Genomic DNA, 15,796 nt, shown 5'->3' with positions numbered 1-15,796 from the left:
CCGCGGCGCTGCTACCAGTGGACGCCCTTGAACACCTTGGCCAGCATGATCTGCTCGGACTCGCGGGTGCCCGACGAGCCCTCGCCCTTCGCGGCGGCCGAGTCGGGGAACACCTGGTAGGCCATGTTCAGGACCCGGAACGCGAACTTCGGCGCGACCGTGTGGGCCACGGCCCCGACATTGCCGAGGAGCGTGTTGATCTCGTGCGGCCGCTCGACCATCGCCTTGATCACGAGGTCGGCGGCCTGGGCGGGACTGATGGTGGGGAACTTGTCGTAGATCTTGGTCGGCGCGATCATCGGGGTCCGGACCAGCGGCATGTGGATGCTGGTGAAGGTGATGCCGTCGCCGACCAGCTCCGAGGAGACGACGTTGCTCCAGGCGTCGAGCGCAGCCTTCGAGGCGACGTACGCCGAGAAGCGCGGCGGGCTGGTCTGCACGCCGATCGACGAGATGTTGACGACGTGGCCCTGGTGCCCCTGGCGCATCTGCGGGATCAGTCCCATGATCAGCCGGATCGCCCCGAAGTAGTTCAGTGCCATCGTCCGCTCGAAGTCGTGGAACCGGTCCGAGCTCAGCCTCAGGGACCGCCGGATCGAGCGTCCGGCGTTGTTCACCACGAAGTCGATGCTGGGCAGGTCGTCGGCCAGCTGCCGGCAGAGCCCGTCGATGGCGTCGAGGTCGGACAGGTCGCACGGGTAGACGTGCGCGGTGCCGCCGCGGTTCTCGATCGTGGCCCGGGTCGCCTCGAGCTTGTCCTTGCCGCGGGCGACCAGGACCGGGATGCCTCCGGCCTGGGCGACCTTGAGCGCGGTGACCTGGCCGATCCCCGACGAGGCGCCGGTGATCACGACGTACTTCCCGGTCAGGGCCTCGCGGGCCGAGGCGTCGTGGGCGGTGGACTCGTCCAGGTGGTCCTCCCAGTAGGTCCACAGGGTGCGGGCGTAGGACTCGAGGTCGGGCACCGCGATGCCCGAGCCGGCCAGGGCCTTCTCGGTACGACGCGAGTCGAAGACCGGCCGGAACGACGTGTGCCCCACGACCTCGGCCGGGATTCCCAGCCGGCCGATGGTCTGCTCGAGGACCAGCTGGCCGGGGCCGCTGCGGATCAGGCCGGTGAGCAGGCGGGACGGCCGCAGCGGTCCCGGCACCAGGGAGAACGGCAGACCACCGGTCGTGCCCCGGTCCACCGGGGTGGCGAAGCGTGGCGCCCCGGCTGCTCCGCAGAAGGCGTTGATCATCTCCACGACCGGCTGCGGCTCGGGGTTGACCAGGTGGAAGGCCTCGCCGTCCCGGCCCTCGAGGTGGGCGAGGTGGTCCATCGCCTTGGCGACGTAGTCGACGGGCACGACGTTGGTGTCCCCGAGGTCGACGCCGACCATCGGCAGCCAGGCCGGCAGCACGTCGCGGAGCATCTTCATGGCCGGGAAGAAGTAGTAGGGCCCGTCCACCTTGTCCATGGCCCCGGTCTCGCTGTGCCCCACCACGATCGCCGGCCGGTAGACCCGCCAGGGCACCGTCGCCTCGTCGCGCACGATCCGCTCGGACTCGAACTTGGTGCGGTGGTAGGCCGACGGCAACGTCTGGCCCTCGTCGAACATCGACTCGTCGAACGGGCCGTCGTACTCCCCGGCCGCCGCGACCGAGCTGACCTGGTGGAAGCACCCGACCTCGAGGGCCTCGGCCAGCTCGAGGGCATGGCGGGTGCCGCCGACGTTGAGCTCCTCATTGGTGGCGTCGTCCGCGGTCATGTCGTAGATCGCGGCCAGGTGGAAGAAGTGGTCGATCGCGCCCCGGTGCTCGGTGACCCACTTCTTCGGTACGCCGAGTCGGTCGGCCCCCAGGTCGCCGACGACGGGCACCACCCGGTCCGTGCCCCAGACCTCGATCATGGAGTCCATCCGGGCCAGCGAGCCCTCGCGCACCAGGACGAACACCGTGCCGTCGCGATGGTCGAGCAGCTCCTCCACGAGGTGTCGTCCGATGAACCCGGTGGCGCCCGTCACGAAGTACGACATGGCGGGAGACTACCCGCGGCCGGCTGCGCCGGTTACCTTGCCAGACGTGGCAACCCCGCGATCGCGCGACCGGTTGCGGGCTGCCGCCGGGGCGTTCGCGGCCAACGCCCGCGACCCGGCTCTGCGACGGACGCAGGCGGGGTTCGCCGGTGCCTGCACGGCCGAGTGGGCCTTCACCGTCGTGCTGTCGGTCTACGCCTTCGAGTCGGGAGGTGCCACCGCGGTCGGCCTGGTCTCGCTCCTGCGGTTCCTGCCCTCGGCCGTGCTCGCCCCCTTCGCCTCGACCGTCGCGGACCGGTGGCGGCGCGACCTGGTGCTCACGCTGGTCTCGGCGGTGCGCTGCCTGGCCACCGTCGGCATCGTCGTCCTGGCCGCCGGCGGCGGCCCCACTGCCGGGGTCTACCTGCTGGCGACGGTCTCCACCACGGCGGCGCTGCTGTACCGCCCGGTCAACTCGGCGCTGCTCCCGCTGCTGTGTGACACCCCGGGTGACCTGGCCTCGGCGAACGTCGTCCGGGGCCTGCTCGACTCGCTGGCGACGCTGGTCGGCCCGGCGCTCGCGGCCGCCCTTCTGGCGGGGTCGGGAGTGACGGCGGGCTTCGCGTCGGTGGCGGTCCTGTCGGCCCTCTCGGCGGTGGTCACGGTGGGTCTGCGTGTCGAGGAGCCGGAGCGCCGTACGGCGTCGGACTCGGTGTGGGAGGGACTGGTCGCCGGTGCTCGCGAGGTGTGGACCACCCCGATGCTGCGCCTCCTCTTCGCGCTGCTCGCGGCCCAGACCGTCACCCGGGGGGCGCTCTCGGTGTTCAGCGTGCTGGTCGCGGTCGACCTGCTGGGCCTGGGCGATCCGGGGGTGGGCACCCTGACGGCTGCCCTCGGTGCGGGAGCGGTGATCGGCTCGCTGGCCGGATCCGTGATGGTGGGCAACCAGCGACTGGCCGGGTGGTTCGGGATCGGGGTCGCCCTGTGGGGACTGCCCCTGGTCGTCCTCGCGGCCGTGCCGGCCCGCGCCACCGCGTTGTTGCTCTACGCACTGGTCGGCGTCGGGAACGCTCTGGTCGACATCGGGTTCTTCACCCTGGTCGCCCGGCTCGCACCGGAGCGGATGCTCGGTCGGGTGTTCGGACTGACCGAGAGCCTCGGCGCCCTCACCGTCGGCGGTGGCTCCGTCCTGGCTGCGGCGCTGGCCCACCTCCTCGACGTCCGCAGCGCCCTGGCGGTGGTCGGGGCGCTCGGCCCGGTCGTTGTGATCCTGGGCTGGCGAGGGCTGCGCCGGCTCGACGCCGTGATGGTCGACCGGGCCGGGGACATCGCCCTGCTGCGCACCGTCCGGGTCTTCGACCCGCTGCCGCTGCCCGCCCTGGAGCAGCTGGCGGCGGGTCTGGTCCGGCGGCGGGTGGGCGCCGGGCAGGTCCTCTTCGAGCAGGGGGAAGTCGCGGACGGCTGCTACGTGATCGAGGGTGGCCGTGCCTCGGTCGTCGGCGACGGTCGGCTGGTCGCCACCCTGGGCACCGGCGAGCTGGTCGGCGAGATCGGCCTGCTGCGCCGGGTCCCCCGGACCGCGACGGTGCGCGCCGAGACCGAGCTGGACCTGTGCCTGCTCGACGGCGACCGGTTCGTGCGCGTGGTCACCGGCTGGGAGACCACGAACGCGCGGGCCGGTCACCACGTGGACGACCTGCTGGACCGCTTCTCGCCGGACACGCCCCCGGAGGGCTGACCACGGAGGCGCTGAGCAGAGTTCGCTCGACGTTCACCTCGTCGTCGGCACCCGGGTCATGAGCGCTCGACAGAGTCGGCCCGGACATCCCCGAGCGAGGAGAACGCATGCGAACCAGGATCCTGATGGCGGCCGCGGCGAGCGCCGCCCTGTGCGCCGTACCGGCGATGGCGGGCGCGGCACCCGGCGGCCCGACTGCCGACGCGGGCAACCGGTCGTTCACGATGGCGGTGTACGGCGACGCGCCGTACGGCACGACCCCGACCGACACCGCGGAGACCGACGCCACCCCGGCGTTCGTCGCGTCGGTCAACGCCGACCCGGCCGTCGACACGGTGGTCCACGTCGGCGACATCCACTCGGGCAAGCAGTTCTGCACCGAGGCCTACGACCGCCAGATCGCCGGTCTGTGGAGCGGCTTCGCCGACCCGATGGTCTACACCCCGGGCGACAACGAGTGGACGGACTGTCACAAGAAGGCCGAGGGTGGTGGGGTCTACAACCCCGCGACCGGTCAGGTCGACCACGTGGTCGACTCCGCGGGCAACCCGGTCGACTACGCGGGCGGGGACCCCGTGGCCAACCTCGGGCTGGTCCGCTCCATCTTCTTCGCGCAGCCCGGCGCCACGCTGGGCAGCGGCTCCCTGCACACCCTGTCGCAGGCCACGGCGTACGACCCGGCACATCCCGCGGACGCGCAGTACGTCGAGAACGTGATCTGGCAGCGCAAGGGCTTCGTCTTCGTGACGCTGGACATCCCCGGCGGCTCGAACAACGACACGGACCCCTGGTACGGCGCGCCGTCGATGTCGGCCGCGCAGCAGCAGGAGGTGCAGCAGCGCACCGGCGCCGACCTGCGCTGGCTCGGCCGGGCCTTCGACATCGCGAACGCCCAGGACGCTCAGGGTGTCGTGGTCATCGAGCAGGCGGACATGTGGGACCTCGACGGGAAGCCGTCGTCGCACCTGACGCAGTACGAGCCGATCGTGTCGAGCCTGGCCGCCCGGACCAGCGCCTTCGGCAAGCCGGTGCTGCTCTTCAACGGCGACTCGCACACCTACCGGTCCGACAACCCGCTGGAGCAGGGTGCTCCCTGCACCGGGGACGACGGGGTCTGCGGCTACGACGACTGGAACAGCCACCCGTCGTACGACGTGGCGAACTTCCACCGGGTCACCGTGCACGGGAGCACGGTCCCCCTGGAGTACCTGGACTTCACGGTGACCCCCGGCGGCCACGCCAAGACCACCGCGACCGGCTTCGGTCCGTTCACCTGGTCGCGCCACATCGAGAACTGATCTCGAGGAGGTTCTCGCGCGAAACCTGACGTTCTCGGGCGAAACTTCGCCCGAGAACGTCAGGTTTCCCCGGTGTACCGGGGAAACCTCCCCCTCACTCCTCGGCGCCGCCGCCGAACATGATCTCGTCCCAGCTGGGGACGGAGGCGCGGCCGCGGGTCTTCTTCACCGGCTTGCGGGAGGGGGGCTCGTGGCGGGCGTGGTCGTCGTCGCCGGACTCCTCGCCGGACTCCTCGTCGGACTCGACGTCGGCCTCGTGGGCCGGGTCGTCCGCCGCGGCGACGGGGTCCGAGGTGGCGGTGTCGTCGTCCAGCCCGGGGGCGAGCGGCTCGTCGAGGTAGGCCTCGACCGGCTGCTCGGCGCCGAGGCCGGCCGCCGGCTCGCTGACCAGCTCGATGGCGTCCTCACCGAGCGGCAGCTCGTCGGGGGGTACGGCGGACAGCCGCCGCTGGCGGGCCGTGGAGAGGTCGTCGCGGCTCGCGGCGGCCGGCGCGGCCTCGGCGGGAGCGTCCGGCACCTCGCCGAGCAGCCAGTGCGCGTCGTCGTCGTCGGCCACGACGTAGTTGCCCGGGGCGTCGAAGGAGAAGTGGGCCGCACCGACCCGGCCGCCGGCGGCGTACGCACCGGTCAGGGTCCACCGGCCGTCCTCACGCCGCCAGGCGTCCCAGGTGATCGAGTCGGGGTCCACGTTGCGGCCGCGCAGGTGGCTGCCGACGGCCTCGCCCAGGGTGCGCCCGGAGCCGGCGGCCGGCCCGTCGCCGGGTGGGCGCCGGATCGAGGCGCGCTGGGCGCGCTGGGCGACGTGGGCGCGCTCGGCCAGCACCGGCGCGGCGTAGGGCATCACCTTGTCCACCGAGGTCCCGGCGACCTGGGCCACGGTCTCGGGGGTCTCCCCGGCCCGGATCCGCGCCTGGATGTCGCGTGGGCGAAGCGTTGAGTCCATCTGCATCTCCAACTGGCCTTGCCGTGCCTGGTCGCCGCCCTGTCGCGCCTGAAGGGCGGCCCGGAGCCTGGCATCGAGGTCGGCGGTGAACTCGACCCCTTCGTCGCTGACGAACAAGAGCTGCCGGCCGTCCTCGCTCAACCCGGTGAGGGTGAGGTGCACCATGGCCCTGTTCGCTCCTGCCCTGACTGCTCCAGCCCTGCGCCGTTCCTGCTCCGGTGGCGCCGAGCCTACGCCAGCGTGGGCGTCGCTCCCGGCTCCCGGCACGGCGCGCCTCGGCGACCTCTCTCCACCGGGTCAGCTCCCCAGCACCCGCCGCAGGTAGTCGTTGCTGAACAGCCGCTCGGGGTCGAGCCGCTCACGCAGCGCCAGGAAGTCCGCGAAGCGCGGGTAGGCGGGTGCCAGGTCGGCCGCGGTCCGGCTGTGCAGCTTGCCCCAGTGGGGCCGGCCGTCGTGGTCGCGCATCACCGCCTCCATCGCCGACAGGTACGCCGTGTGCTGGGCGAGGTCGGAGCGGTGGTGGGTGTGGAAGGCGAGGTAGAAGGAGTCGCGGCCGTACGCCGTCGACAGCGGGATGTCGTCGGCGGGCGCGACCCGGATCTCGATCGGGAAGCTGATCCGCCAGTCCGAGGCGTCGACCAGCCGGCGCACCTCGCGCAGCGCGTCGAGTCCCGCCTCGCGCGGCACGGCGTACTCCATCTCGCGGAAGACCACCCTGCGGGTGGAGGTGAAGATCCGGTGCGCGACGTCGCTGTAGGTGCGCTCGGACAGCGCCCGTGCGGCCACCTGGTTGAGCCGGGGGACGACCCCGGGGACCCGGTTGCCGGCGGCGGTGAGGGCACCGAAGACGGTGTTGGACAGCAGGTCGTCGTCGACCCAGTGCCGGACCCGGGAGAGCGGCTCGGCGTCGGAGGGGTCGAGGTCCAGACGGGTGTTCTGCTTGGTCAGCAGCCGGTCGGTGTGGGGGAACCAGTACATGTCGCAGTGGTGGCTCTGGGCCACCAGCTCGTCGAACGAACCCAGGGCCTGGTCCCACGTCATCGGCTGCTCGTGCGCCTCGAGCACGAACAGCGGTTCGACAGCGAAGGTGAGCGAGGTGAGGATCCCGAGCGCACCGAGCCCGACCCGGGCCGTCTCGAAGACGTCGGGGTGGTGCCGGGCGTCGGCGTCGACCACCTCGCCGGTGCCGGTGACCAGCTGGAGACCGGTGAGCTGGGCCGACAGCCCGGCGGCCACTCCACCCGTGCCGTGGGTGCCGGTCGAGACCGCGCCGGCGAGGGTCTGCTCGGCGATGTCGCCCATGTTGTGCAGCGACAGCCCGAGCCGCTCGAGCTCGGCGTTGAGCACCTTCAGGGGGGTGCCGGCCAGCGCGGTGACGGTCATCGCCTCGCGGTCCACGGCGACGATGCCGGAGAGCAGGTGGGGAAGCAGCATCGCGTCCTGCGGAGCGGCGATGCCGGTGAAGCTGTGGCCGGTGCCGACCATCTTGACCGTCGTACCCCCTCGGCGGGCCGCGGCGACGGCCGCCACCACCTCGTCGACCGAGGTCGGGCGGATCACGGTCCGGGGCTCGGCCGACTCGAGGCCGGACCAGTTCTGCCAGTGCACGGGACCGAGAGTAGAGGTCGGGAGCGGGTCAGCCGCGAGGCTCCGCCCGGAGCAGCAGCGACGTGAGGGCGGCGACCACTCCGGCACCGCCCGCCACGAGGTACGCCGGTGAGGCGCCGTGCGCGTCGATGACCACCCCGGCCAGGGCGGCGCCGGGGGCGAGCCCGGCCGCGATCCCGGTGTGGATCAGCGCCATGCCCTCGGTGAGCCGCGCCGCCGGCACCATCTGCTCCGTGGCCGACATCGAGGCGATCAGGGTCGGTGCGATCGCGAAGCCCGCCACGAACAGGGCCAGCCCCATCGCGACCATGCTGCCGACCAGCACCATCGGCAGCATCACCAGCGCGAGGACCAGACTGCCCACCTGCACCCGGCGCACTGGTGACCGCTGCCACCGCACGTTGCCGGTCACCAGGCCGGCGATCAGGCTGCCCGACGCCCACAGGGCGAGCAGGACGCCGGCGTAGGACCGGGCGTGCTGCTCGCCGGAGAAGGCGACCGTGGCCACCTCCGCCGCCGAGAACATCGACCCCAGGGCGAGGGACACCACGACCAGCGGGGCCACCGTGCCCCACGGCATCGCGGGGCCGGGCTCCGCGCCCGTGCTGCGGTCGGCGGGGTGGGGGTCTGGCTGGGTGTCGCGCTGGGAGGCGAGGTAGAGCGTGCCGACGAGGCCGCTGACCAACGCCAGGCCGAGGCCGGCCCACGGGTGCCAGGTCGTGGCCAGGACGGTGGCCACGGTCGGGCCGATCATGAAGATCGCCTCGTCGACGACCGACTCGAGGGCGTACGCCGTCTGCACCTGGTCGGGTCGCCCGGCCAGGACGTGCGACCAGCGCGCCCGCACGCACGAGCCGATCGGTGGGTACGCCGCGCCCGCGGCCGCCGCCGACACGAACAACCACCCGTCGGGACCGCCCGACTCCAGCCCGGTCACCAGCGACACGATCGCGACCGCGAACACGCAGGCACCGACCGGCAGCACCCGGGCCTGGCCGAGCCGGTCCATCAACCGGCCCTGGACGATGGTCATGCCGGCGTTGGCGACGGTGTAGGCGGCGGCCAGCGCGCCGGCCAGCCCGTAGGACCGCGAGAGCCCGGTGACGAGCAGCACGATGCCGAGGGTGTCGACCGAGATCGGCAGCCGGGCCACCATCGCGGTCGCGCTGAAACGGAGGGCGCCGGGGCGCCCGAGCACGGCGCGGTAGGCGGTGAGCATCCCGGCCGAGCGTAGGGCACGATGAGCCCATGGCTTCCCCCGACGTCGCGCCGTACGACGCCCTCCTGCTGGTCTCGTTCGGGGGGCCCGAGCGGCCCGAGGACGTGGTGCCGTTCCTGGAGAACGTCACCCGCGGCCGAGGCATCCCACGGGAGCGGCTCGAGGCGGTGGGGGAGCACTACTTCGGCTTCGGCGGGAGGTCGCCGATCAACGACCTCAACCGCGCGCTGCTCGCCGCGCTCCGTGCCGACCTGGCCGACCACGGCATCGACCTGCCGGTCTACTGGGGCAACCGCAACTGGGACCCCTTCCTGACCGAGGCCGTGGCCCGGATGAGGGCCGACGGGATCACCCGGGCGGCGTGCTTCACCACGAGCGCCTACTCGTCCTACTCCTCCTGCCGGCAGTACCGCGAGGATCTCGCCGGTGCCGTCGCGGACGGGGGAGCGGCGCCGGACGCCGGCCCGGTGCTGGACAAGATCCGCCTCTACTTCAACCACCCCGGGTTCCTCGAGCCCGTCGTGGACGCCGTGGTCGCGGCGACGCAGACCCGGCCGGAGGCCCGACTGGTCTTCGTGACCCACTCGATCCCCGACACGATGAACGCCGGCAGCGGGCCGATGGGCGGGGCCTACCTCGCCCAGCACCTGGACGCCGCGGCGTACGTCGCCGGCCGGGTCGCCGAGGTGACGGGGCGCATCCATCCCCACGACCTGGTCTTCTGCTCCCGGTCGGGTCCGCCGCACGTGCCCTGGCTCGAGCCCGACGTGAACGACCACCTGGAGAAGCTGGTCGTCGAAGGCGTCCCCTCGGTGGTGCTGGTCCCGATCGGGTTCGTGTCCGACCACATGGAGGTCGTCTACGACCTCGACACCGAGGCGATGGCGACGGCCGAGCGGCTGGGCCTCGACGCCGTCCGGGTCCCGACCTCGGGCACCGACGAGCGCTTCGTGGCCATGGTCCGTGAGCTGCTCGTGGAGCGTGCCGCGGTGGAGCGGGGCGAGACCGTCGAGCGGGCCGCCGTGGGTGGCTGGCCGGCCTGCTGGGACCGCTGCGCGGCCGACTGCTGCCCCAACCCGCGGGAGCTGCTGCCGGCGCTGAGCCAGCTGCCACCGGGGGAGCGTCCGCGCGGGACCTACCCGGCCGGTGTGACCGCGTGACCTCAGCCACTCCCGCGGAGCTGCGCGACCTCGCCCTGGCCGTGGCCCGCGAGGCCGGTGAGCTGGTCGTCCGGCTGCGGTCCGAGGGGGTGGAGGTCGCGGCCGCCAAGAGCAGTGCGACCGACATCGTCACCGAGGCGGACCGGGCCTGCGAGCGGCTGGTCCTGGACCGGCTGCTCGGAGCCCGGCCCGACGACGGCATCGTCGGCGAGGAGGGCAGCGCCCGCGCCGGGAGCAGCGGGGTCGTGTGGATCGTCGACCCGATCGACGCCACGGTGAACTACCTCTACGGACTGCCCCACTTCGCGGTCAGCATCGCCGCCGAGGTGGACGGCGAGGTCGTTGCCGGGGTGGTGGTGGCGCCTGTCGTCCGGCTCGAGTACGCCGCCACGCTCGGGGGCGGGGCGACCTGCAACGGGACCCCCGTGGCGGTTCGTCACGTCGTACCCCTGGGTGAGCGGCTGGTCGGGAGCGGGTTCAGCTACGAGATCGAGGCCCGGACCCGGCAGGCGGGGTACCTGGCCCGGCTGCTGCCGCGGGTCCGCGACCTGCGGCGGATCGGCTGCTGCTCCCTGGACATCTGCTACGTCGCCTCCGGCTCCCTCGACGCCTACGTCGAGGAGGGCGCGCACATCTGGGACCACGCCGCCGCCGGGCTGGTGCTGGCCGAGGCCGGAGGGGTGCTCGAAGTGACGCGTTCGATCACCGGAAAGCGGGTACTGATCGGTGCTCCCCGCGAGGGTTTCGACGACTTCCGTGCGGCCGTCGTCGAGGCCGGCTTCGTGGGGGGCGAAGGTCCTCACGCCGGGGCCTGAGAGTTCCGGACCAGGGGCTCGTCGGGGGGAATAGCCAGGCGTCGGGCATGGTTCAGGAGACACGGCGCAACCCGGGAGTGCAGAAGACCCCCGCATGGTGCACAATCTGGCGCCGACGGACGTCTGGGTAGGGGAGAGAGAACACAGAGAATGGCGACTGACTACGACGCACCTCGCAAGAACGAGGAAGACCAGTCCGAAGAGAGCATCGAAGAGCTCAAGGCGCGTCGGCACGACAAGAACTCCGGCAAGGTCGACGAGGACGAGGCCGAGGCGGCTGAGTCCTTCGAGCTGCCCGGAGCAGACCTCTCGCACGAGGAGCTGGCGGTCGAGGTGATGCCGCGCCAGGAGGACGAGTTCACCTGCATGAGCTGCTTCCTGGTCCACCACCGCAGCCAGCTCGCGGATGCGAAGAAGCTGATCTGCCGCGACTGCGCCTGACACACGCTGAGACCAGCGAGACCCGCCGAGAGATCTCGGCGGGTCTTTCTGCGTCCAATGGGCCGGCCGATGCGGGGGTGCGCCGACGCCGGAGTCAGTCCTTCTGGAGCTGGGGGGGCAGGTGCCCGGCGGACCGCGCGTAGTAGTTGGCCGCCTTGCGCTGCGCCATCATCCGGGCCAGGGCGACGAAGGTGCCGCTGACGACCGCCCAGGCCACGGCCTCGCCGATCTGCACGTCGGGGTCGGCGGGGTTCTCCGGCGGGTGCTTGCCCGTGGCGGCACGCCACCCCGAGTCGAGCGCCTTCTTGGCCAGCGCCGCCGCACCGAGGGCGGAGACGAGGGAGAAGACGGTCCAGATCTTGCTCGAACCGGAGTCAGCCATGGCGGCAGGCTATCGCGGTGCCGGTCCGGTCGAGATCACCCGTAGGGCGGCGGCGAGCTGCTCGGGATGGCGCGTGCTCACCAGCCAGTACGGCGCGGGGTCGCGGGGGTCGCTGATCGTCACCCGGACCGCCCGCTTGAGGTAGGGCCGCAGTAGGAGATACGCGCGCGCGTCCGCGTCGCGCCCGGCCACCCGGCGCGTGGCGTCCGGGTCGAGGGCCTCGGCGCTCCCGAGGAACTCACCCGAGATCCGGGCCCGGCCCGCCCGGAGCCAGCCGTCGGCCACCTCGATCCGCGGCGAGCCGTAGCTCACGAACAGCAGGACCATGATCGCCAGCAGCACTCCGGTGGCGGTCCAGGCCCAGGAGGCCGGCATCGAGACGATGAAGGCCAGCCAGAACGTCGCGACCAGCATGGTGCCCTGGACCCACCAGCGCAGCGGCACGGCGAGCCGCTCGCGGTGGTCGCCCGGCTCGGCGGGCGGTGGGGTCTCGGGCACGGACCCAGCCAACCACCCGGGCAGGCGGGCACGCAGGTAGGGTCCGCCTCGTGCCCGAGCCTGCTGCCGCACCGGCGTCCGGATCCGGCCTGCCGGTCTCCGTGGTCCGCCTCGACCGCGACCTGCCCCTGCCGTCGTACGCCCACCCCGGCGACGCCGGCGCCGACCTGCTGACCACGGTCGACGTCGTCCTCGGGCCGGGCGAGCGCGGCCTGGTGCCGACCGGGATCTCCCTCGCGCTGCCGGAGGGGTACGTCGCGCTGGTGCACCCACGCTCGGGGCTGGCGGCCCGGCACGGGCTGTCCATCGTGAACACGCCGGGCACGATCGACGCCGGCTACCGCGGTGAGATCAAGGTGATGCTGATCAACCACGACCCGGCCGAGCCGATCCGGCTGCGCCGTGGAGACCGGATCGCGCAGCTGGTGATCCAGCGCTTCGAGCGGGCCGTCTTCACCGAGGTCGACGCCCTGCCCGAGTCGGTCCGGGGCAGCGGGGGTTACGGTTCAACCGGGGTCGAGTCCGTGCCGGCTCCGCCCGCGCCCACGGTCGGGCCGGTCGACGACGCGGCCCCACCGACCGCAGCAAACCAGGAGACCCACTGATGTTCCGTCGCAAGTCCCGTTCGCAGTCGGACGACCTCGACGAGGTGACCGACGACTCCGGTGAACCGGGCACCGACTCCCTCGGCGGACCGTGGGACGTCGACGAGGTGCCCGACGACGGGGTCGAGCGGATCGACCTCGGCTCCCTGCTGGTGCCGCCGACCGACGGTACCGAGGTGCGGCTCCAGGTGGACGAGCAGACCGGGCAGGTGCAGTCGGTGATGCTGGCCGGCGAGGACGGCGCGCTGGAGCTGCGGGCCTTCGCCGCCCCGCGCAACGGCGACCTGTGGAGCGAGGTCCGTCCGCAGATCTCCGCCGACGTCGCCCAGCACGGCGGCACCGCGACCGAGCGGGACGGGCGCTGGGGGGTCGAGCTGGTCTGCAACATGCAGGTGGTGATGCCCGACGGCACCCAGGGCATCCAGCCGTCCCGCATCGTCGGGGTCAACGGCACCCGTTGGCTGCTGCGGGGCACGTTCCTGGGCCGCCCGGCCGTCGAGACCGACGACGCCGAGGCCTGGGAGGACGCCCTCGCGTCGGTCGTCGTCCGCCGCGGCGACCACGCGATGCCGGTCGGCGACGCACTGCCCCTCGTGCTGCCGCCGGACGCTCAGCGCACGACCTGACCCGGACGCGCCTACGCTGGAGGCAGGCACCCGGGCTCCGGGGGCCGCGACACGGACGAGATCGTGGGAGACCATGGGCGACAAGAGCAAGCTGCGCCGGCAGATCAGCAAGTGGGCCAACGCCGACGACATGCACGCCCGCGAGCTGCGCCAGACCACCCGCGCGGCGGCCGACTGCGACCTGATCGCGGATGCAGCCGACCGCACCCCGGTCCGGCTCCGCGGCACCCTCAAGTGCGTGACGCTGCGCCCACGCGGTGGCGTCCCCGCCCTCGAGGCCGACCTCTTCGACGGCTCGGGCACGATCACCCTGGTCTGGCTCGGGCGGCGCGAGATCGCGGCCATCGGCCCCGGCCGCTCGATCGAGATCCAGGGCCGGATCGGCCGCAACGGCAGCGAGCGGATCATCTACAACCCGCGGTACCAGCTCCTCCCGTGAGCGGTGTCGTCCCGACGGCCGAGACCGTCGAGTCCCTGGTACGCCGTCAGCTCGGGCAGGCGCTGGGTGGGCGACGGGGCATGATCGAGGCCGCGGTCCCGACCCTGACCTTCACCGTGTTCTGGCTGACCACCCGCAACCTGGACCTCGCCCTGGTCGCCAGCGTCGGCGTCGCCGTCGTCGAGCTGGCTGCGCGCCTGGTGCAGCGTTCGACGGTGAAGTTCTGCGTGAACGCCCTGGTCGGCATCGGTCTCGGTTGGTTCTTCGTCCACCTGGCGGCCAGTCGCGGCGGCAGCGCCGACGACCAGGCATTGGCCTACTTCCTGCCCGGTCTGATCTACAACACGGCGTACGCCGCGGTGTTCGGCCTGACCTGCGTGATCGGCTGGCCGGTCGTGGGCTTCATGATCGGCAGCGTCACCGGCGACCCCACCGCCTGGCACGACGACCGTCAGGTGGTCCGGCTCTGCACGCGGCTGACCCTGCTGCTGATGTTGCCCTGCGCGGCCAGGATGGCGGTGCAGGGACCGATCTGGCTGGCCGGCCACTCCGGCAGCCTGTCGGCCGACACCGCCGTCGCGACCCTCGGCATCCTCAAGGTGGCGATGGGCTGGCCGCTGCAGCTGGCGGCGCTCGGTGCGATGTCGTGGCTGCTGGGCCGCAACCACACGCCGCTGGAGACCGTCAGTCCCGCTCCCGATCCGGGCTGAGCAGCTCCTCGAGCTCCCCCTCCACGTCGGCGGAGACCACGAACAGCAGCTCGTCGCCGGCCTCGATCGGCTGCTCACCGTCGGGCGGGTACACCTGGCCGTCGCGCAGGATCGTGACCAGCACGGAGTTCTCCGGGAACGGGATCAGTCCGGACGGCCGTCCGACGTACGGCGAGTCCTCCGGCAGGGTGAGCTCGACCAGGTTGGCCTGGCCCTGGCGGAAGGTGAACAGCCGCACGAGGTCGCCGACCGTGACGGCCTCCTCGACGAGAGCGGACATGATCCGCGGGGTCGAGACGTTGACATCGACTCCCCACGCCTCGGTGAACAGCCACTCGTTGTTGGGGTGGTTGACCCGGCCGACCGTGCGGGGCACGGCGAACTCGGTCTTGGCCAGCAGCGAGGTCACCAGGTTGGCCTTGTCGTCGCCGGTGGCGGCGATCACCACGTCGCACTGGTCGAGGTGGGCCTCCTCCAGCGACGAGAGCTCGCACGAGTCCGCCAGCAGCCACTCGGCGTCGGGGACCCGCTCGGGCTTGATCGCGGACGGCTCCTTGTCGATCAGGAGCACCTGGTGACCGTTGGTGATCAGCTCGCGGGCGATGGACCGCCCGACGGCGCCCGCTCCTGCGATGGCGACTCTCATGTCAGCCTTCCTCGGGCCCGTGGTGGATCACCTGGTAGGCCTCGGCGGCGTTCTCCTCGCGCATCACCAGGTGGAGGAGGTCGCCCTCCTGGATGACGCTGTCGCGGGTGGGCAGCATGCCCTCGCCGAGCCGGTCGATCCAGGCGATCCGGGAGCGCGACTGCATCTGGAAGTCGATCGTCGGGTGCCCGGCCCAGGCGGCGGGGGCCGGCACCTGGTCGACCCGGATCGTCCCGGACGGGTCGCGGAAGTCGGGCTCGGCGCCGACCGGCAGCAGCCGGCGCAGGACCTGGTCGGCGGTCCACTTGACCGTCGCCACCGTGGTGATGCCGAGCCGCTGGTAGACCTCGGCGCGGCCGGGGTCGTAGATCCGGGCCACCACCTGGTCGATGCCGAACGTCTCGCGGGCGACCCGCGCCGCGATGATGTTGGAGTTGTCGCCGCTCGACACCGCAGCGAAGGCGTCCGCCCGGCGGATGCCGGCCTTCTCCAGGACCTCCTGGTCGAAGCCGTAGCCGGTCACCTTGTCGCCGTTGAAGCCGGGTCCGAGGCGCCTGAAGCTGTCGGGCTCGCTGTCGATCACGGAGACCGTGTGGTTGCGCTCTTCGAGGCTGCGGGCAAGGGTCGAACCGACCCGGCCACATCCCATGATCACCACGTGCACGAGGAAA

General features: G+C 72.4%; 17 protein-coding genes. 9 read left to right on the top strand and 8 right to left on the bottom strand.

Annotation, left to right across the window (positions count from 1 at the left end):
* Positions 1 to 11: 11 nt before the first annotated feature.
* Positions 12 to 2,018, bottom strand: a complete 2,007-nt coding sequence (locus tag E3N83_RS06590; RefSeq protein ID WP_151082539.1) for an SDR family oxidoreductase — start codon at positions 2,016 to 2,018, stop codon at positions 12 to 14.
* Between the two features lie 46 nt (positions 2,019 to 2,064).
* Here E3N83_RS06590 and E3N83_RS06585 point away from each other — a divergent pair, with 46 nt between their 5' ends.
* The gene (locus E3N83_RS06585) at positions 2,065 to 3,735 is read left to right on the top strand and encodes an MFS transporter (protein ID WP_191907985.1); all 1,671 of its coding nucleotides are present in this window, start codon (positions 2,065 to 2,067) and stop codon (positions 3,733 to 3,735) included.
* Between the two features lie 107 nt (positions 3,736 to 3,842).
* Positions 3,843 to 5,033, top strand: a complete 1,191-nt coding sequence (locus tag E3N83_RS06580; protein WP_151082537.1) for a hypothetical protein — start codon at positions 3,843 to 3,845, stop codon at positions 5,031 to 5,033.
* 94 nt (positions 5,034 to 5,127) lie between these two features.
* Here the strand turns inward: E3N83_RS06580 and sepH are convergent, their stop codons facing one another.
* The 3 genes from sepH to E3N83_RS06565 all read right to left on the bottom strand — a co-directional run bounded on the left by sepH (position 5,128) and on the right by E3N83_RS06565 (position 8,803).
* Positions 5,128 to 6,141 (bottom strand): septation protein SepH, encoded by a 1,014-nt coding sequence (sepH, locus tag E3N83_RS06575; protein WP_151082536.1) that lies wholly within the window; start codon positions 6,139 to 6,141, stop codon positions 5,128 to 5,130.
* A gap of 132 nt (positions 6,142 to 6,273) precedes the next feature.
* Entirely contained in the window at positions 6,274 to 7,584 is a 1,311-nt protein-coding gene (locus E3N83_RS06570) for a D-arabinono-1,4-lactone oxidase (RefSeq protein WP_151082535.1), read from the bottom strand.
* A gap of 28 nt (positions 7,585 to 7,612) precedes the next feature.
* The gene (locus E3N83_RS06565; protein WP_151082534.1) at positions 7,613 to 8,803 is read right to left on the bottom strand and encodes an MFS transporter; all 1,191 of its coding nucleotides are present in this window, start codon (positions 8,801 to 8,803) and stop codon (positions 7,613 to 7,615) included.
* A 29-nt stretch (positions 8,804 to 8,832) separates the two neighbouring features.
* Between E3N83_RS06565 and E3N83_RS06560 the strand changes: the two genes are divergently transcribed.
* From E3N83_RS06560 to E3N83_RS06550, 3 genes are all read left to right on the top strand, one after another.
* Positions 8,833 to 9,963, top strand: coding sequence for a ferrochelatase (locus E3N83_RS06560; protein ID WP_151082533.1), 1,131 nt, complete (start codon positions 8,833 to 8,835; stop codon positions 9,961 to 9,963).
* Positions 9,960 to 10,778, top strand: a complete 819-nt coding sequence (locus E3N83_RS06555) for an inositol monophosphatase family protein (protein WP_151082532.1) — start codon at positions 9,960 to 9,962, stop codon at positions 10,776 to 10,778. Before E3N83_RS06560 ends, E3N83_RS06555 begins: the two co-directional genes overlap by 4 nt.
* Before the next feature lie 150 nt (positions 10,779 to 10,928).
* Complete coding sequence (locus E3N83_RS06550; RefSeq protein WP_151082531.1) at positions 10,929 to 11,219, top strand: DUF4193 domain-containing protein; 291 nt, start codon at positions 10,929 to 10,931, stop codon at positions 11,217 to 11,219.
* A gap of 94 nt (positions 11,220 to 11,313) precedes the next feature.
* Here E3N83_RS06550 and E3N83_RS06545 read toward each other — a convergent pair whose 3' ends face one another.
* Together E3N83_RS06545 and E3N83_RS06540 are read right to left on the bottom strand one after the other, a co-directional pair.
* On the bottom strand, positions 11,314 to 11,601 hold the full coding sequence (locus tag E3N83_RS06545; RefSeq protein WP_151082530.1) for a DUF4235 domain-containing protein: 288 nt from the start codon (positions 11,599 to 11,601) through the stop codon (positions 11,314 to 11,316).
* Between the two features lie 9 nt (positions 11,602 to 11,610).
* Positions 11,611 to 12,099 carry a DUF3093 domain-containing protein gene (locus tag E3N83_RS06540; RefSeq protein WP_151082529.1) on the bottom strand — a complete coding sequence of 163 codons (489 nt, stop codon included), beginning with the start codon at positions 12,097 to 12,099 and terminating at the stop codon, positions 11,611 to 11,613.
* 89 nt (positions 12,100 to 12,188) lie between these two features.
* Between E3N83_RS06540 and dut the strand changes: the two genes are divergently transcribed.
* From dut to E3N83_RS06520, 4 genes are all read left to right on the top strand, one after another.
* Complete coding sequence (dut, locus tag E3N83_RS06535; RefSeq protein ID WP_272950304.1) at positions 12,189 to 12,704, top strand: dUTP diphosphatase; 516 nt, start codon at positions 12,189 to 12,191, stop codon at positions 12,702 to 12,704.
* On the top strand, positions 12,704 to 13,330 hold the full coding sequence (locus tag E3N83_RS06530; RefSeq protein WP_238343096.1) for a DUF3710 domain-containing protein: 627 nt from the start codon (positions 12,704 to 12,706) through the stop codon (positions 13,328 to 13,330). The genes dut and E3N83_RS06530 overlap by 1 nt, the downstream gene beginning before the upstream one ends.
* Before the next feature lie 73 nt (positions 13,331 to 13,403).
* A complete protein-coding gene (locus tag E3N83_RS06525; protein WP_151082526.1) occupies positions 13,404 to 13,769 on the top strand; it encodes an OB-fold nucleic acid binding domain-containing protein in 366 nt (121 codons plus the stop codon).
* Positions 13,766 to 14,479, top strand: a complete 714-nt coding sequence (locus E3N83_RS06520) for a DUF3159 domain-containing protein (protein WP_238343095.1) — start codon at positions 13,766 to 13,768, stop codon at positions 14,477 to 14,479. The genes E3N83_RS06525 and E3N83_RS06520 overlap by 4 nt, the downstream gene beginning before the upstream one ends.
* Here the strand turns inward: E3N83_RS06520 and E3N83_RS06515 are convergent.
* Positions 14,454 to 15,125, bottom strand: coding sequence for a potassium channel family protein (locus E3N83_RS06515; RefSeq protein ID WP_151082525.1), 672 nt, complete (start codon positions 15,123 to 15,125; stop codon positions 14,454 to 14,456). The two genes, E3N83_RS06520 and E3N83_RS06515, sit on opposite strands and share 26 nt — an antisense overlap.
* A 1-nt stretch (position 15,126) precedes the next feature.
* Positions 15,127 to 15,789 carry a potassium channel family protein gene (locus E3N83_RS06510; protein ID WP_151082524.1) on the bottom strand — a complete coding sequence of 221 codons (663 nt, stop codon included), beginning with the start codon at positions 15,787 to 15,789 and terminating at the stop codon, positions 15,127 to 15,129.
* Positions 15,790 to 15,796 lie beyond the last annotated feature (7 nt).

Source organism: Nocardioides cynanchi, assembly GCF_008761635.1.
Lineage (GTDB): Bacteria > Actinomycetota > Actinomycetes > Propionibacteriales > Nocardioidaceae > Nocardioides > Nocardioides cynanchi.
This window is presented reverse-complemented; position numbering and strand designations above follow the sequence as displayed.

Coding starts and splice junctions, on each gene's coding strand:
- E3N83_RS06590 (WP_151082539.1), bottom strand. CDS start 2,018: ATGTCGTACTTCGTGACGGGCGCCACCGGGTTCATCGGACGACACCTC.
- E3N83_RS06580 (WP_151082537.1), top strand. CDS start 3,843: ATGCGAACCAGGATCCTGATGGCGGCCGCGGCGAGCGCCGCCCTGTGC.
- sepH (WP_151082536.1), bottom strand. CDS start 6,141: ATGGTGCACCTCACCCTCACCGGGTTGAGCGAGGACGGCCGGCAGCTC.
- E3N83_RS06565 (WP_151082534.1), bottom strand. CDS start 8,803: ATGCTCACCGCCTACCGCGCCGTGCTCGGGCGCCCCGGCGCCCTCCGT.
- E3N83_RS06560 (WP_151082533.1), top strand. CDS start 8,833: ATGGCTTCCCCCGACGTCGCGCCGTACGACGCCCTCCTGCTGGTCTCG.
- E3N83_RS06550 (WP_151082531.1), top strand. CDS start 10,929: ATGGCGACTGACTACGACGCACCTCGCAAGAACGAGGAAGACCAGTCC.
- E3N83_RS06545 (WP_151082530.1), bottom strand. CDS start 11,601: ATGGCTGACTCCGGTTCGAGCAAGATCTGGACCGTCTTCTCCCTCGTC.
- E3N83_RS06530 (WP_238343096.1), top strand. CDS start 12,704: ATGTTCCGTCGCAAGTCCCGTTCGCAGTCGGACGACCTCGACGAGGTG.
- E3N83_RS06525 (WP_151082526.1), top strand. CDS start 13,404: ATGGGCGACAAGAGCAAGCTGCGCCGGCAGATCAGCAAGTGGGCCAAC.
- E3N83_RS06515 (WP_151082525.1), bottom strand. CDS start 15,125: ATGAGAGTCGCCATCGCAGGAGCGGGCGCCGTCGGGCGGTCCATCGCC.